This is a genomic window from Microbacterium hydrocarbonoxydans (genome assembly GCF_011752045.1).
Taxonomy (GTDB): Bacteria; Actinomycetota; Actinomycetes; order Actinomycetales; family Microbacteriaceae; genus Microbacterium.
The window spans coordinates 412,144-428,135 of sequence record NZ_JAAKXW010000005.1 but is presented as its reverse complement, the minus strand read 5'-3'; the positions used below and the strand labels follow the sequence as shown (position 1 = coordinate 428,135).

Genomic DNA, 15,992 nt, shown 5'->3' with positions numbered 1-15,992 from the left:
TCGTCATGCCGCTGGTTCTCGGGGTCGACTCGTCGACCCAGTCATGCAAGGCCGTGATCGTCGACAGCGCCACCGGGGCCGTGGTGCGCTCCGGTCGCGCCGCGCACCCCGACGGCACGTCGGTCGACCCCGAGGCCTGGTGGCGTGCTCTGAACGCAGCGATCGCCGAGGCCGGCGGCATCGACGATGTCTCCGCCTGGTCGATCGGCGGCCAGCAGCACGGGCTCGTCGCCTTCGACGCAGGCGGGAACGTCATCCGCGACGCGCTGCTCTGGAACGACACGCGCTCCGCGGGCGCGGCGGGCGACCTGATCGCCGAGTTCGGAGCGGCCGCGCTCGCGCAGCGCACCGGCCTGGTGCCGGTCGCGTCGTTCACGATCACGAAGCTGCGCTGGCTGCGTGATCACGAGCCGGAGAACGCCGCCCGGGTGGCCGCCGTCGCCCTGCCGCACGACTGGCTCACCTGGCGCCTGCGCGGCTTCGGACCGGAGAACCCGGCGCTCGACGAGCTCGTCACCGACCGGTCGGACGCCTCGGGGACCGGCTACTGGAACCCCGCGACCGGCGAGTACGACCGCGAGCTGCTCGTCGCCGCCCTCGGTCATGACGTCATGCTTCCCCGCGTGCTCGGTCCGGCGGAATCCACGACGGATGCCGGCGGGCGCAGGGTCGGCGCGGGAGCCGGCGACAACGCCGCCGCGGCGCTCGGGCTCGGCGCCGTCCCGGGCGACGTCGTGGTCTCGATCGGCACCTCGGGAACGGTGTGCGCGATCAGCCGCACCCCGATCGCCGACCCGACCGGCACCATCGCCGGCTTCGCCGACGCGTCCGGGAACTTCCTGCCGCTCGTCGCGACGCTGAACGCGGCGCGTGTGCTCGACACCACCGCCGCCCTGCTCGGGGTCACGCACAGCGAGTTCAGCGACCTCGCCCTGCACGCCTCACCCGGCGCCGACGGCCTGACATTGCTCCCCTACTTCGAGGGCGAGCGCACCCCCAACCTCCCCGACGCCACGGCGACGCTCTCGGGCATGACGCTCGCCTCCACGACCCGCGAGAACCTCGCGAGGGCGGCGGTCGAGGGGATGCTGCGCGGCCTCGGCGCCGGCCTCGACGCGCTCCGCGATCTCGGCATCCCGCTGCAGCGCGCCCTGCTCATCGGCGGCGGCGCGCAGTCGGAGGCCGTGCGTGTCATCGCCCCGGAAGTGCTGGGGCTGCCGGTCGAGGTACCCGAGCCCGGAGAGTACGTCGCGCTCGGCGCGGCACGGCAGGCGGCGGCGCTCGTCACCGGCTGAACGCCGCTCGACGACCCCGTGACAGAATCCGACCATGCCCCGCACGCTCGCACCCGGTCAGCGCTCCCGCATCGTGACGCTCGATGTCGACAGCGGCGACGCGCGCGTCGTCCATGAGTCCTCCGAGGTGCTGTACGAGGCGCCCAACTGGTCGCTCGACGGGGCGTCGCTGTACCTGAACGGAGACGGCCGCCTCTTCCGCCTCATGCTCGGCGACGGCGGCACCCCGCCGGAGCGGATCGACCTCGGCGACTTCCCCGATCTGAACAACGACCACGTGCTCGACCCCGACGGCATGCACATCTTCGTCTCGGCGGACGACGGGCACATCCACCGCGTGCCGCTGGCCGGCGGCGCTCCGACGCGGATCACGAACGACGACGGGCGCCTGCACTTCCTGCACGGGGTGAGCCCGGACGGCGCCGCCCTGGCGTACGTCGGCGTCGAGGTGGCGGCGGACGGCACCTGGACGCCCCCGAACCTCTTCAGGATCCCCGCGGCCGGCGGGCCGGACATGCAGCTCACCGACGACGCGTTCCCGGACGACGGACCGGAGTTCTCCCCGGACGGCGAGTGGATCTACTTCAACTCCGAACGTGCGCGCACCGCACCCGGGCATGCGCAGCTGTTCCGGATGCGGCCCGACGGCACGGATCCCGAGCAGCTCACCGCCGATGAGAGGGTGAACTGGTTCCCGCACGTCTCCCCCGACGGGTCTCGGCTCGCCTATGTGAGCTTCCCGCCCGGCACCGAGGGGCACCCGGCGGATCGCGACGTCATCCTGCGCCTGTGCGCGACCGACGGCACCGGCATCCGCGACGTCCGGCGCCTCCGCGGCGGGCAGGGCACCATGAACGTCCCGAGCTGGTCGCCTGACGGGTCGCGGATCGCGTTCGTCGAGTATCCGGTCGCCTGAACGGGAGGACGAGCGGCCCGTCAGGCGGCGACCGCCACCTGACGGGCACCGATGCTTACACGGGGGTGGCAGGTCGAGAGCTGACTCAGCCTGCGGCGCCGGCGCGCATCGCCTTGGCGAGATCCTGCATCTCGGGAGACGGTTCCCCGATCGCGATGATGTTGTCCTCGCTGTCACTGAACCACGCGCCGCGGAGGCCGCCCATGTCGGCGATCCCGTCGACGGTCTTCAGGCCGGGAAAGTCGTACTCGTGGAACACGACCCCGAGCGATCGCAGCGCGGCCACGTCGCGATCGAGATCGTCGGACACGAGGTTGAAGGCGGTGTTCTGCGCTGTGCCGGCGAAGTCGGTCAGGTACACCAGCACCGCGGTGCCGCCGACGTCGTAGAACAGGTTGCCGGACGCCTCGTCGGCGAACACCGGTTCGCGCCCCAGGATGTCGTGCCACCACCGCCGCGCCCGGTCGAGGTCCTTCGCCGGGAGCACGGCTGTCGCCGTCAGATTCTCGAACATGATGATCCCCAGTCCGAGGGACCTCGACGTCCGCACGCCGGCCCGGCACGACGCCACGCGATCAGGGCGCACGAACCGTGTCCCTCGGGCTGAGTGTACGTCCGCGCGCGAGCGCTCGAAAGGGCATTTCGGGAGAGCGAGATGGACGAAGGGCGGATGCTGCGGCATCCGCCCTCCATCGTGAGTGTCAGAATGTGCGGAGTCGATGATCCTGGCCCAGATCCGACGCAGTTGGCTCAAGGAGACGCTGAAGGCGACTCAAGCGACTGACGCCCCGTTGCTTCATAGAAGTTGGCGCTGTCTTAGGCGCTCATCACACGCGCTCCCTGCCGCACGGATGTCGGCGGTGCGATCCAGCCCGCGTTCACGACCTAGTGCGGCGCGCGGCAGAGGTGTCTGCCGTCGTGCAGATGCGCCCACTCGGCCGAATGTGCCTCGCTCAGCATCGGAGGGCGGCAGGTGCCGTCTCTCAAGTGCCGCCTCAGTTGACAAGACGTGGAGGCGGAAAGGTGACAGCGGGTGGCGGGACGACAACATCACACCCCTCAAGGTGAAGGAAGCTATCGGCGGCGGCCCCATTGACCTGATGCTCGCCCAGGAGCCACCCGCAGACATCGCACTCCTCCACAACCCGAATGGGGCCAACGAGGTCGCGGCGGATTCCCTCGTACGGCGTTCCCGAGCGCGGAGAACCAGAACGTTCGGGCCTGGAGCAGCTGAGATGCGACTTCCTCTCGCCCGCTGTCACACCTCGGAGATGCCAGACTGAAGGGATCCGCTACTCGGGGGGATGCGATGCCCATCAGCGCACAGACGCGCAAGAAGCTCTGGTCACGTGCGCACGACCGGTGCGCCTTCCCCTCGTGTCCCGAATCGCTGACCCAAGATCTTCCGGGCGACGGGGACCCGAGGATTGTGATCATCGGCGACGAAGCGCACATTCGGGCCCAAAGCACAGGCGGCCCGCGCTATGACCCCAACTACGAGGATGTCGACGGGTATGACAACCTGATGCTCATGTGCCCGTCGCATCATCGACTGATTGACGCGGACAACGGTGCGGGGTTCTCGGTTGACACCCTGCTGGACATGAAGAGCGCACATGAAGCGTCGCAGCGAAAACGAGACGCAGTGCGGGATGCGCTGAACGCTTACGTCGGCGACCGTTACGCCGCGGAGAACACAGTCCAGTTCCATCAGGTTGACCTCCGCGGTCCGTCCGTCGATTCCATGTTCGTCGATGTGCCCGTGGGGTGCCGACGCGATGGCTCCCCCGTCGCCGCGCTGGTCGAGGACATCGCCAAGACATCCCCCGGTGACACTGGCGCGTTGGAGTCCACCACCGGCCTTGCCGTGGTCGGTGCTACGCAAGCGCTCCTGGACCCGAGATGGACAGGTCACGCGGTCATCGTGGGCGGCCCCGGACAGGGGAAGTCCACCCTGCTGCAGTTCCTCTGTCAATACTTCCGCGCACGACGCCTGGGTGAAGACGCGTACACAGGGCAGCGCACAGACCTGGCCCGCGCGGGGTCGCCCGCGCGGTTCCCGATCCGCGTAGAGCTTCGCAAGTACGTGAAGTGGGCGCTCGACACCCCTCCTCGCAAGCATGGAAAGGGTCGAAAGAAGCGCGACGCAGGTGCTAACCCACGCCCGTGGCGCAGCCTTGAGGAGTACATGATCGAAGAGATCCGTACCCGTATCGGCGCGCACTCTTTCGAGCCGGACGACTTCGTCCATCTGATGACGACCGAGCCGACGCTTATCGCCCTCGACGGTCTCGACGAGGTGGCCAGCGTCAATGACCGCGCTCTCGTCATCTCCGAGATTTCACGCATGCGCGGCCGTCTTGGAGCGGATGCTGCCGACATGGTCATCCTTGTCACCACACGTCCCGGCAGCGCTCTCCAGCCGTTGACATCGTCAGGAGCCTTCGCCACCCTGCACTTGCAGAAGCTCACGCCAGGCCTTCGTCTGCAGTTCCTTGACCGGTGGGTTGTGGTGGCGGGGCTCACCGAAGAGTCCGCGACTCGGTTGCGGTCTACGTTCCTCGACAGTCAGAACGTGCCTCACATCGACGAGCTGGCGTCCTATCCAATGCAGTTGGCCATCCTCCTTCACCTGCTGGATCGCCGTCAACTCCTCCCACAGCAACGCACCGAACTGTACGAGGAATACCTGAAGACATTCCTTGACCGGGAGCAAACGGAGGATAAGGAACCGCTTCTGGCCGCGCAGCGGCGTGTGATTGAGGACACGCACGCGTTCCTCGGCTGGCATCTGCAAGCAATGGCGGAGCAGGGCCACGGTTCGGGGCGGATCACGCGTGCTGGTCTTCGTGACGCATTGCGAACGTACCTCCGGGGGCAACCGAAGGAGCTCGAGCTGGCGGACGAGTTGTATTCGGCCCTTACAGATCGCGTGCTGTGTCTCGTGGAACGAGACGACGCGTTTGAGTTCGAGGTGCAGTCCCTCCGCGAGTACTTCGCCGCCCGTCACCTGTTCGACAACCTCACTGCGAAAGGCCACGGGAACTCGCGCGACGATGGCTTAAACGCGCTTCTCGAACGCCCGTACTGGTCGAACGTCAGTCGGTTCTTCATCGGGATGCTCGCTCGCGGGGAGATCCGCGCCTTGCAAGACAACTTCCAAGTTGTGGAGGGCAAGGTCGCCCCACAACCTCTTGTTCGCGCTATGGCCGCACTCGTCCTCAGCGACCGCATCTTCGATGGCCTTCGTGACCGAGACATCCAGCCGATTGTAGATTTCGTGCTGGACGGTCCTGGCGTCGTGTTCGCGGTGTCAGGAGCGTTCGACCCATCAGGATGGCCGCTCATGTTCGGAGTGGGGGCTGGTCGAGATCAAGCGATCAGACACCTGAAGAGCCGGTTGGAGGTGGAGTCATCCGATGACATGCGCGCCCTCGTCGCGGACAGCCTCGGCCTGCACGCCCACCAAGAAGAGGTAGCTGACTGGTGGTGGGATCGCCACGATCCGAGTGCGCAATGGCTCGACACGGCGGCGCGCCTCGGCATCCTGTGGAACCTTGACGAGGAGCGCTCCGAACAGCTAGCGCGCTCCCTGTCCACTCCCCCGTCGAAGCGATGGCATGTGGACCAATTGGGGCTCGGCGCCTACGGAGGCAACGACGACCGCATCCTGGACTATGCCCTCGCCGACCTCAACGAGGGTGCTATCGACGTTGTCGGAGTCACTCAACGCGGACGAGGGCTCTCCCGGCTTGTCGTCGCGACGTCGTCAGCGTTGATGGGTCCGGTCCTCAACCGACGCGACAGCCCCGCCGACGAGTCAGCGCCGACGTCGGAGATACTCACTCGAGTCGAGCGCGCATCATCAGAGTTGAGGGCGCGGCACATGACCCCCGTGACCTCGCCCGAGTGGAGTGAACGTCTACACCTCGTCGCGGATGGGTGGGGTGACGGGTGGGTCCTGTGGCAGGCAGTCGGGGACGTCCCCTTGGCCGTTGACCTCGACGCCATCGCGACGACGGCCCGGTCACAGGTGCTTGCGGATGCATGTCGCGCTGAAAATGCAGCGCGCGCCAATCGCGGGAACCTTGAATGGTGGCGGTCGTTGCTGATTGCCGCGCGCGAGCAGCGTGCGCTCGCCCACGCGGTAGTGAGCGTGTTGCGGCATACCCGCTCGCAGGTGCTGGTGGCGCTGGCGAGTCAGTTGGATTCTGCTATCGGGCGACTTGACCCGCTGCGGTTCCGAGTGGTGGAGCATGCTTTGGTCAGGGGGATGAGGGCGGGACGGGGGCGATCCGTTGACGTGCAGCAAGCGCTTCGGCTGAAGCAGCTGACGTTGTCGGGCCGAGCCCTGTGGCTGTTGTCAATTGTCAGCACGGACGCGACCAAAGAGCGCATCGCACCGCAGCTCGCGATGAAGCTCGATGATGCGCTCGGCGCGGGGACAACCCATGGCGCAGCCATAGTTACGCTCTCTAACACGGGACGCAAGCTGAATGTAAGCCAACTCGAGGGCGCCCGTTCCGCGTTCGAGGTCGAACCGTGGGGTGACGTTCCTGTGACCGGCTTGCCTGCATCGTTGGAGAAGAGAATCCTTCGAAATCCTGAGAGGTGGCCTTCATTATGGGTGAGCGTCGCCATCGAGCTCGCAGCCCGGCGATCATCCGAGAAGGCACCGTCCCTGGCGACAGTCGCCCGGGAGAACCACTGGTTCCCAGCGACGGACTAGGCATGTTTACAGCGCCCACGCCCAGTTCTGCACGGTGAGGCCAGCGGTGATGTTGCCCTCGACGATTCAGCGGCCATGGCAAATTGCGTCTCCGAGTTGGGCCGGTGAGTACCTCTTCTGGCAAATATCTACGAATGGCGGACCGATCCACCGAGGTTCTCCGCCGAATGGTTACGAGCTTTCGCATTCACCTTCTCCCCTTCCCCCAAGCAGAACATGGGTAGCCGACGCAGAGGGGCACGGTGGCGGCAACCGGTCCCACCGTCAACGGGCTCCTCGAACTTGCCCCAGTCTGGATTGACTTCTTCCTCAGTTGGATCGGCGTGGTGAGCGACCATGACACACTCATTGACACTCCGCACCTCTTTCCCCCGGCACAGGGTGATGGCTGGCAGTGCGTTCCATCACTCTCGCCGGCCCATCCGAAACGGTATGGCCGACATCGTTCTATCTGTGGCGCACGGAATCTCGCGCGGTGTCGCGCGAAACGTTCGAAGACGTTAGTCGCGCGACCAGCCGAGGGGACCCCCGGCGCATCTACTCGCGCGAGACGCTCGCGCCGATATGGTCCGAGGGAACCATCGCAAGGCGGTCATCGGCGCAGGATTGGCGGTCGAACTGGCGCTGAGCAATAGGAGGCGAACTCATATCCCGGTCGCCCGAGAGGAAGCTCTCAGGCGCGTACAGGACATCGTTACAGACCTGCAACCGCTATTCACGCCCGAGAGCCTGCGTTGGACGCGAGGCCGATTCAAACCCGCCCGAGGTTCGTCATCGAGATCGCTGTCGCGGGGAACGGAGTGAGCTTCGCTGCCTCTCGCTCCACATGGGCGAGGTCGGTGGCGTTCCACTCTGGTTCCGATGTCGCCAAGATGACACGATCCGCGCGCAGCGCGCGAGCGATGCGGAGAATCTTCTTGGTCTGCGTTCCGCGGGATCGCTTCGCGAAGTGGCCGCTGCTTTTCGCCTCGACGACCACGACCTCGTTGTCCACGCTCGCGATGAGGTCGATCTCGGCCACGGCACGGTTGGTTTCAAGGTCGAAGAACTCCAGCTCCGGCACATCTGCGTACACTCTGCTCTCCCGGCGCAGCTCCGCCGCTGCCAACAGGGGAATGTCGCCGTGCTCTTTCAGTAGATCGCGGAAGGGGGTGAACAGGTCGTAGTACCAGGCCGGCTCGGCTCCTTCCCGCCACCGGGCCGAGACCATCGGGTTGGTCGCCGCGCATTGCGGGCATTCGTACTCCTGCCCGATGCGGTCCGCATCGACGAACGACGTGCGCCGGCAGTCGTTGCACTGGAGCACGAGTCCCCGCCGAAGCAGTCGTGACGAAGCGAGAGTGTCGACGAGCGATACGACCTGCTCAGCCGAACCGACGAGCGCACTCATCTTCGCGAACGTCAGATACGGGTCCAATGCCACCACCACGACGCCCGCTTCATGGGCCTTCGGCGTCGTCTCATGACGGATGAAAGCCCGGAGCAGGGGAAGCGTCGTCGGCGTGATGACGTCCATCAACCGGTCCCGAGCTCCCAGCCGCCGGGCGACTAGCTCAGCCTGCCGGCCGGGCTGTGACAACCGGACCCCAAGCCCCTCAGGGCGCACCATCCCCTCGACCCACCGTCTCATTGACAGACTCCGCAGCCGTGGACGGCCCAGGCGCCCACGCAGCAAGGAGTTGCCCATGACCAGCCCCATAGACGCGGGGTTGAACGTCACGCCGATCTTGCTCGCCCGCATCGCGACCTCCGGGAATGCGCCCACGTCGAGAGCATGCAGACTCGTCGCGGGGAGATCCCGACCGCGCGGCGCAACATCCCCGGCGAATGTCACGTCCACGTACCAGTACGGGACCTTTCCAGAGCTGACCGGATACATCAATGACGTCGGAACGGGGCAGTCGAGGCCATTGACCGACTCGAGAGTGCCGTCACTTGTCGCCTGCATCGGGAGGAGAATCGACGAGCTCAGATGCTCCTCGGCTACGAGTTGCGTGTACGAGCGGTCGATCTGCGGCGGCCGGAGTTGAACGGTGTCAGAATCCTGCACGGCCTCGCGCCGTCTGCCGAGACGCTGGAACTCGTAGTTGGGTTCCTGCAGGCGCGCGGCGGTCTCCGCGACGGCCTCATCAGGCAGCGAGTGCGAGGACACGGTCAAATGCGCGGCCTGCTGTTCGAGCTGGGAGGTCACCCACCACAGAGCCGACCGAAGCTGCCAGAGAGCGTCTTCGTCGTCCAGCATGCGGCTCGTCACCCAGAAACCGCGGCCGAGAATCCTGTCGTACGCGAGAGCAAGCGCGAAATCTGCGCCCGTATCCCCGACGACGACCGCCGCCATGTCCTGAGACATCCCCTGAGACACATGCAATAGTCCCGGGTGCACGTCGAACCTCGTCGAGATCTCGTCGGCTTGAACGCGTGAGTCCTCCGAGGGATAGATGAGCGACGCGGGTGCGGTCCCCTCACGCTGAATCGCCCACTCAATCACGTCCGATGCAGGTTCCGCGCGCGGCTGCACGGCGTCGTCGACCACCCCGGCACGCGCAGCCAACATCAACCCGAGATCGCTCCGCCACCTCGATGACGCCGCCAATACTTGAGTGTCCGGTACCGGGGCGACAGCAAGCCCCCGATGAAAACGGTCACCGCGATCTACTGCGCGCAGGGACTTGTGTATCTCGTGCGCCCGAGCTGTCTGCCCTCGCTGCACGAGCGAGCTGCGCAGTGGCGAACACCAGGAAGCGACGATGTCACGTGCGCGAACACTCGGCGCGGCAGGGATGCTCTCGCGGATCGACTGAATGAGTGTCGCGCGCTCCTCCCCCGACATCTCGTCGGGGGTCGAGATACTTCCCGGATACCAGGATTCGAACTCGTGCGCGGGAATCTTCATCGAGACCACATGGTCGGGGTCGTACGCCCGCACGATCTCGGCGAACTTCGGAGATGGCTCGCCGGTCGCCATGTCGTGCGGAACCAGGATGAAACCGCCACCTCCCCAGTACTCAGAGGCGAACTCAAGCGCCCGCATAGCCCAGTCACGCCAGTGTTCGTCGACTGGGAAGAGCACGGCCACTCTCGGGGGTCGCAGTGAAAGCGTCGCGCCGCGAAACGTCGTCTCAGAGTTGGTCACCTTTGCATCTAAGCGCACGCGCCCTCAGCCCGGTGGTCGGACCGCGCGCCATCGGGGTCGACGACAAGCTCGCTCGCTCCACACCACACGCAGCAGGCATCGAGTTCCGTGGCGAGAAACAGGTCTTTGGGTGCTCGATGACGTGCTCCGGGACGCCCGACACGTCGCTTGGGCATGGAGCCAGTGACAGCGGGCGCAACTACGAATGAGTCGCGGCGTTGCCGCATCAAGAATCTTCGGGCGGCAAGCCGAGGTCGTCGGCGACCCTCTCGATTGCTCTGAACATGCGCAGGGAGTCCCAGGTGTCAACCAGCAGCGGATTCTCTCGCCCCTCCGCCTCCGTGAGCGCAGGGTTGAGAAACATGACGTTGTCGTGCGCCTGCGCTGAAGCCTCGAGGAGCGCGCGACCGAGCTGCACGGCATCAACGAGGACCAGCTGCTCGAGCTCTCCTACGGACAGAACTCCGATGGGGTACTCGGCCTGGTCTGTCATCCGCTCGCGGATCAGCCAGTTCTGATTGAGGTAGAAGGGTTCCAGCGTCACAACGATTCCGACCCGGGGCTTGCTGGTGTCGATGCCGGGCAGACGCTTGCTGATGAGGTCGATGTGCCTGTTCGAACGGTTGAGCTGGAAGATGCCTTTCCCGATGCTGTCCTCAATCGAGCCCATCCAGTCGTCCCCACCCACGCGGAGCGACTCAATCGGCTGCCGCGCTTTGCATTCGATGAGCACCAGCACATCAGGCAGATCCAAGAACCAATCGCAAGAATCGATAGGGTTCCCGTCGGACTTGTAGCGCACCTCCGGGAGGACATGGCGCTCCCCGTTGATGAGGTCGAGCTGTCGACCGGTGTAATGCTGGAACACCGGGCCGAGATCGCTCGCGAAGGCGTTGCGGAGTCCAGTCGGCGGCAGGAAGTAGATCGACGGCGGGAGCGCCTTCTGAATAACCGCTTGCGTCCACGGGGCGACGGCCTCGGAGGCGACCCCCTCAACGAACGGCTTGTTGGTGAGTGGGTTGAAGGCGAACTTCTTCTGTGAGGTGGGCAGCGGGCCTTGCCAGTCTCGATTGATTTCCTTGAAGTCAGCGACGGTCGTCAAGAGGTGTTCGGTGAAGACGCGACGAGCGGCGTCGAGCGCGAACACCTCCGATAGTTCACGCACTCCGGGCGCGTCGAGAACATCGAGGGGCACGAGCCCGCTGTCCTTCTGCGCAAGCACGGAGAAGAGGAAGATCGCTTCGATGTAGTCGTCGAACGTTATCCCGTCGGTGAGCCGCTCGAACCACCCCGAGGTCATCACCTTCGGTGCAAAGTTCTCCGGGAACTCTGCCGCCGACCCGAAGAGCAGCACGGAGCGGGCGACGCCCGCGAGAACGGAGCGCTGCCCCGGAAACTGTTCGAAGAAGATGCGTGCCAACATGCGAGCCAACTGCTCGTGTGCAGCGTCGATGAACTCCGGCGACTGCTCCTCAGCGTCGCCTCCGGCAAAGAAGCGACGATCTTCGTCGACGAGTTGAGCGTTCAAACTGCACAAGCGCAACAGAGTATCGAGGTTCGCCCGGTGGCGGCCCTGACCACCCCACGCGAGTGCCGTCCGCGCAACATCAGCGACAGTCCACGGGGTCACGCCGTATTGCTTCCACTCCTCGAGATCTTCACCATTGGCGAACATCGCGCTCACGGCCGCTGCGTGAACGAGCAGGCTGTCCCGGTCAGCCTTGCGAACAGCCAACTTGAACTGTTCCCAGGTGACGAGTGGGGAAGCCTTCCGGCCAGGATGTCTGTGCATCTCAGGGTGCTCCTTCGTGTATCCGTGCTGCGTCAATGAGCACCGCGGATCGGGTACCCCGTGAGGCGCTCCTTCACCTGCGCGGGAAGAACACGGTGCTCCCACAGAATCTGTTGGATTGCCGCCTTCGCTCCCTGGTCGCTGACGCTCACCTGGGCGCGGATCGCAGCGAGCGCCCGGTGCGCGGCATGAGCGATGTCGAGAATCTCATCCGGAGTGCACAGGTGAAGATGGGCAGCTGCGATGGGGACCGCCCCCGGGACGATGGTCCTGCTCGGGGCAACGACGACTCCCACCGACCCGGACGGGAACTCCTCGACGCCCCTCAACGCGGCGAGCGAGTCGAGTTGCGTGTTCGCCTTACGGACGTACTCCATGCTGAGGTTCTTCGCAGTCTGTTCGCTCTTCGCCTCGACGGTGATCCACAGGTCGTCCCAGACCCATGCCGCGTCGCAGTTGCCTTCCTGGGAGGACTTCGACGAGTCAGCGCCCAGGAATCGCCCGAGCTCGACGAGACCAAGCTCGTACTGCGTCGCCTCCGTCTGCCCCAGCTGGTTGAGCATTGTCTGGGCGGCCGTTCCGAACTTCGCGCTTCCGCGAAGGGGCCTGCCGACGAGCGCCAGCACACGGTCGGCTGCGTCGTCGTCCCAGGTGCCCGCGATGACCTCTGCCGGCGGGAGCGGCTGGATCTCGCGCAGCCAGACAGCGCCGAGGGCGACGCCGTGCGCCGTTCTCAGCAGTTCCGCGGAACGCGCCGCAGCTGGCTCATTCCCTTCGTCCGCCGAGAGACCGAACCACGCACTCGCGAGGTACGCCCATAGAGCACGATACGAGCGTGCTCCCGGATCCGTGAGCCCTTCGAGCACGGCAACCGCGGCCCTGCCCGCCGCCTCCCAGTCCCCTTGCCATGCCTTCTGCCAGGCAACAACCTCGCGCGGGGCACTCGCCGCGAGGTGAGCGGAAAGCGACTGGGCAACACGCTGAGCACGCGACCGATACGTCGCGATGGCCTCCTCGCCGTTGTCCCGCCAATCCTCGTCCTGCTCGAGTGCGCTGTATGTCAGCGCCACCAGGTTGCTGTAGTTCGTGTGGCTCGCGGCGAGACCGAACTCAATTTCCGCTTGGAGTTCGACAGGCATAGATTTCACGTTGTCGGGGTCCGACAGGTACCTCAGGAGCTCCTGGCCGTACACGGCGACGACCGCCCAGTCCTGCGGCCCCCGCGTGCAGCGCCCCGCCCCTTGAACGATCCGTGTGCGAACCCGCTCCGCCAGCACCTCCCCCGCGCGCAATTTCCCGCTCAAGAACTTGTCCTGGAGGTGAGATGCGGACGGCACCCCGGAAAGCACCATGAATCGGCACGCATCGCCCGCCATGTCCATGCCGTCGTAGCGGTTCGCGGCGAGCAACGTTCCCTCGTCCGCTTCCTTGAAGGCTGCGACCGTGGTGTCCGATGCGACAATCCGTTCAGACTTCGGAACCTCGAGGAGCGTCGCGATCTCGGCGCTCTCCGATGTTCCTTGAGTCAGGATGAGGCGCTTGTCGACGAGATCCGAGACGCGCTTCAGTGCCGACGGTTCCTCGACCACGTCGACGCCGTCCAGCTCGTCCGGGTCCGCCTCCACGGGCTCGACAGTCGTGTCATAGTCGGGGTCGAACTCCGCGAGGTCCGGGAACACGAAGAACCGTCGCCCGCTGCCGGTTCGCTCCCATGCTTCCGGTGCCGCGATGCGCGCGATGGATGTCCGACCGAATGCTCGTTCGAGCTCGCCCGCTTCACCGAGCGTGGCCGAGAGGTAGACCCGCTGAACGGGGTCGGTGAACGGACCATGCTCGAACGTCGGAGGGATCATCGGGCGGATGTACCAGTTGCTTCGCGACACGAAGAACAGGCAAGACGACAAGTGCTCCCGAACCATCTGGAACCGCCACCAGGCAGGCGTGTACTTCTCCAGCCCGGCGTCGAGAACAGAGATAATCGCCGCGAACCCATCGCGTACGGCCCGCTGCGGCAGAAGTCGAACTTCACCATCCGATGCGGAATCCGGTCCTTCACCAGTCATTCGAGCCGCAAGGTTGGGATCGAGCGCTTCCCCGAACGCGTCGAACAGGTCGTCGTACACGCTTATCCCGCGCTTCACTTCGACCGACCATGCGTCAGCAACGTAGCCTTCGGCCGCGTGCGCGTCATCGAACAGCAGCGTCTTCGCATTCTTAAACTGCGAGTTCGTATTGAAAATGTGCGAGTAGGTCGTGACAGCGATGGCCTGCGACCTCGTGTACGCCATCAGGTGACGCGGATCCCAGTCATTGTGCGAATCGATGAGCGCATGCGCCTTGATGCCTTGTCGCGCTGCCGCCTCAGCAACCTGGATCGCCAGCTGCTTGGTCGGGCATGCGTAGACCACTCGCTGCCCATATTCCCGCCGCCGCCACTCAGCGATGAGCAACCCGACCAAGGTCTTCCCCGACCCAGTCGGCAGCTCGAGCGCCACGTCATCGTCGTTGAGGTGGTCCCGGTGGTACTCGCGGAGCTGGTCAGTCTGATGAGACCACAGTGCACCCACCCCGTTCCGCCGGCGGGCGAGTTCCCCGAACAAGGTCTCCGGGGAGGCTGTCGCGTCCTCCGCTCGAGCAGCGGAGGGAAAGACGGGACGTGGGGGGCGGGCATCAGCCATGACGGGGCCTCCGAGCTAGTGGGGGTCGTCAACAGGTGTCGACCGAGAATATGCCTCTGGCTACTGCGGGTACAGGCGGATCCCGAGTGACTGCTCTAGCAGGACGATTGCCCGCAGGTGCGGCCATGTCGTGCCCGCGGGCACTCGACGCACGCTGCCCTCGTCAAGACCAGCATCAGAAGCCACGCTTCGGATGCTTCGGCCTTCCATGGCCGTCTGCAGGTTCACGACGAATCGTCGCGCGGCTTCGCCGGCGGGGATCACTTGATTCGATTTCGGGCCACGAACTCGTGAGTTCCTTCGGGGTGGGGTGAGCCTTGTTGACCATCCACCCCGCCCTCCAGTGCCCTCTTGCGCCAACTAGAGAATCAGTGCCACGCCGAAAGACGTGTGCCGCCTTCAACGTGGTGCGGCGCCACAATGCGTGACGCCGCACACAGAATCTCAGAAGTCCCAGTCGTCGTCCTCGGTGGCCTCGGCCTTGCCGATGACGTAGCTCGAGCCCGAGCCGCTGAAGAAGTCGTGGTTCTCGTCGGCGTTCGGCGAGAGCGCCGACAGGATCGCCGGGTTCACGTTGGTGACCGTCGACGGGAACATCGCCTCGTAGCCGAGGTTCATCAGCGCCTTGTTGGCGTTGTAGTGCAGGAACTTCTTGACGTCCTCGGTGAGGCCCACCTCGTCGTAGAGATCCTGCGTGTACTGCACCTCGTTGTCGTAGAGCTCGTACAGCAGCGAGAAGGTGTAGTCCTTCAGCTCATCGCGACGCGCCTGGTCGACCGTCTCCAGACCGCGCTGGAACTTGTAGCCGATGTAGTAGCCGTGCACGGCCTCGTCGCGGATGATGAGGCGGATGAGGTCGGCCGTGTTGGTGAGCTTGGCGCGGCTCGACCAGTGCATGGGCAGGTAGAAGCCCGAGTAGAAGAGGAAGCTCTCCAGCAGGGTCGAGGCGACCTTGCGCTTGAGCGGGTCGTCGCCGCGGTAGTAGTCCATGACGATCTGCGCCTTCTTCTGAAGGTTCTGATTCTCCACGGACCAGCGGAACGCCTCGTCGATCTCCTTCGTCGAGCACAGCGTCGAGAAGATCGACGAGTAGCTCTTCGCGTGCACCGACTCCATGAACGCGATGTTCGTGTAGACGGCCTCCTCGTGCGGGGTGATCGCGTCGGGGATCAGCGAGACGGCGCCGACGGTGCCCTGGATGGTGTCCAGGAGCGTCAGGCCGGTGAACACGCGCATGGTGAGGGTCTGCTCCTCGGCGGTGAGCGTGTTCCACGACTGGATGTCGTTCGACAGCGGCACCTTCTCGGGCAGCCAGAAGTTGTTCACAAGGCGGTTCCAGACCTCGAGGTCCTTGTCATCCTGGATCTTGTTCCAGTTGATCGCCTGGACGCGATCGACCAGCTTCAGCGGTTCGTGCGGAGTCATGTGTTCGTCGTTCCTCGGGTTCGG

8 protein-coding genes are annotated in these 15,992 nt (G+C 65.3%); 3 read left to right on the top strand and 5 right to left on the bottom strand.

Going from position 1 to position 15,992, the window contains the following annotated elements; genetic code table 11:
- Window positions 1-5 precede the first annotated feature (5 nt).
- Window positions 6-1,295 (top strand): xylulokinase, encoded by a 1,290-nt coding sequence (gene xylB / locus G6G98_RS15955; protein ID WP_164234469.1) that lies wholly within the window; start codon window positions 6-8, stop codon window positions 1,293-1,295.
- Between the two features lie 34 nt (window positions 1,296-1,329).
- Window positions 1,330-2,211: a TolB family protein gene (locus tag G6G98_RS15950; RefSeq protein WP_164234468.1), complete on the top strand. Its 882-nt coding sequence runs from the start codon at window positions 1,330-1,332 to the stop codon at window positions 2,209-2,211.
- An 85-nt stretch (window positions 2,212-2,296) separates the two neighbouring features.
- Here the strand turns inward: G6G98_RS15950 and G6G98_RS15945 are convergent, their stop codons facing one another.
- Window positions 2,297-2,725 carry a VOC family protein gene (locus G6G98_RS15945; RefSeq protein WP_067358014.1) on the bottom strand — a complete coding sequence of 143 codons (429 nt, stop codon included), beginning with the start codon at window positions 2,723-2,725 and terminating at the stop codon, window positions 2,297-2,299.
- Between the two features lie 915 nt (window positions 2,726-3,640).
- Here G6G98_RS15945 and G6G98_RS15940 point away from each other — a divergent pair.
- Window positions 3,641-6,940 carry an HNH endonuclease gene (locus G6G98_RS15940; RefSeq protein WP_243842152.1) on the top strand — a complete coding sequence of 1,100 codons (3,300 nt, stop codon included), beginning with the start codon at window positions 3,641-3,643 and terminating at the stop codon, window positions 6,938-6,940.
- 751 nt (window positions 6,941-7,691) lie between these two features.
- Here the strand turns inward: G6G98_RS15940 and G6G98_RS15935 are convergent.
- The 4 genes from G6G98_RS15935 to nrdF form a co-directional block, all read right to left on the bottom strand.
- Window positions 7,692-10,073 (bottom strand): hypothetical protein, encoded by a 2,382-nt coding sequence (locus tag G6G98_RS15935; RefSeq protein WP_164234466.1) that lies wholly within the window; start codon window positions 10,071-10,073, stop codon window positions 7,692-7,694.
- 226 nt (window positions 10,074-10,299) lie between these two features.
- Window positions 10,300-11,757 carry a hypothetical protein gene (locus tag G6G98_RS15930; RefSeq protein ID WP_166706134.1) on the bottom strand — a complete coding sequence of 486 codons (1,458 nt, stop codon included), beginning with the start codon at window positions 11,755-11,757 and terminating at the stop codon, window positions 10,300-10,302.
- A gap of 140 nt (window positions 11,758-11,897) precedes the next feature.
- Window positions 11,898-14,543 carry a DEAD/DEAH box helicase gene (locus G6G98_RS15925; protein ID WP_164234464.1) on the bottom strand — a complete coding sequence of 882 codons (2,646 nt, stop codon included), beginning with the start codon at window positions 14,541-14,543 and terminating at the stop codon, window positions 11,898-11,900.
- A gap of 444 nt (window positions 14,544-14,987) precedes the next feature.
- Window positions 14,988-15,968, bottom strand: coding sequence for a class 1b ribonucleoside-diphosphate reductase subunit beta (nrdF, locus tag G6G98_RS15920; protein ID WP_067354985.1), 981 nt, complete (start codon window positions 15,966-15,968; stop codon window positions 14,988-14,990).
- Window positions 15,969-15,992: the final 24 nt, after the last annotated feature.

Bases quoted from the DNA above. Each gene is read 5' to 3' on its own strand.
- xylB (WP_164234469.1), top strand. From the start codon at position 6: ATGCCGCTGGTTCTCGGGGTCGACTCGTCGACCCAGTCATGCAAGGCC.
- G6G98_RS15950 (WP_164234468.1), top strand. From the start codon at position 1,330: ATGCCCCGCACGCTCGCACCCGGTCAGCGCTCCCGCATCGTGACGCTC.
- G6G98_RS15945 (WP_067358014.1), bottom strand. From the start codon at position 2,725: ATGTTCGAGAATCTGACGGCGACAGCCGTGCTCCCGGCGAAGGACCTC.
- G6G98_RS15925 (WP_164234464.1), bottom strand. From the start codon at position 14,543: ATGGCTGATGCCCGCCCCCCACGTCCCGTCTTTCCCTCCGCTGCTCGA.
- nrdF (WP_067354985.1), bottom strand. From the start codon at position 15,968: ATGACTCCGCACGAACCGCTGAAGCTGGTCGATCGCGTCCAGGCGATC.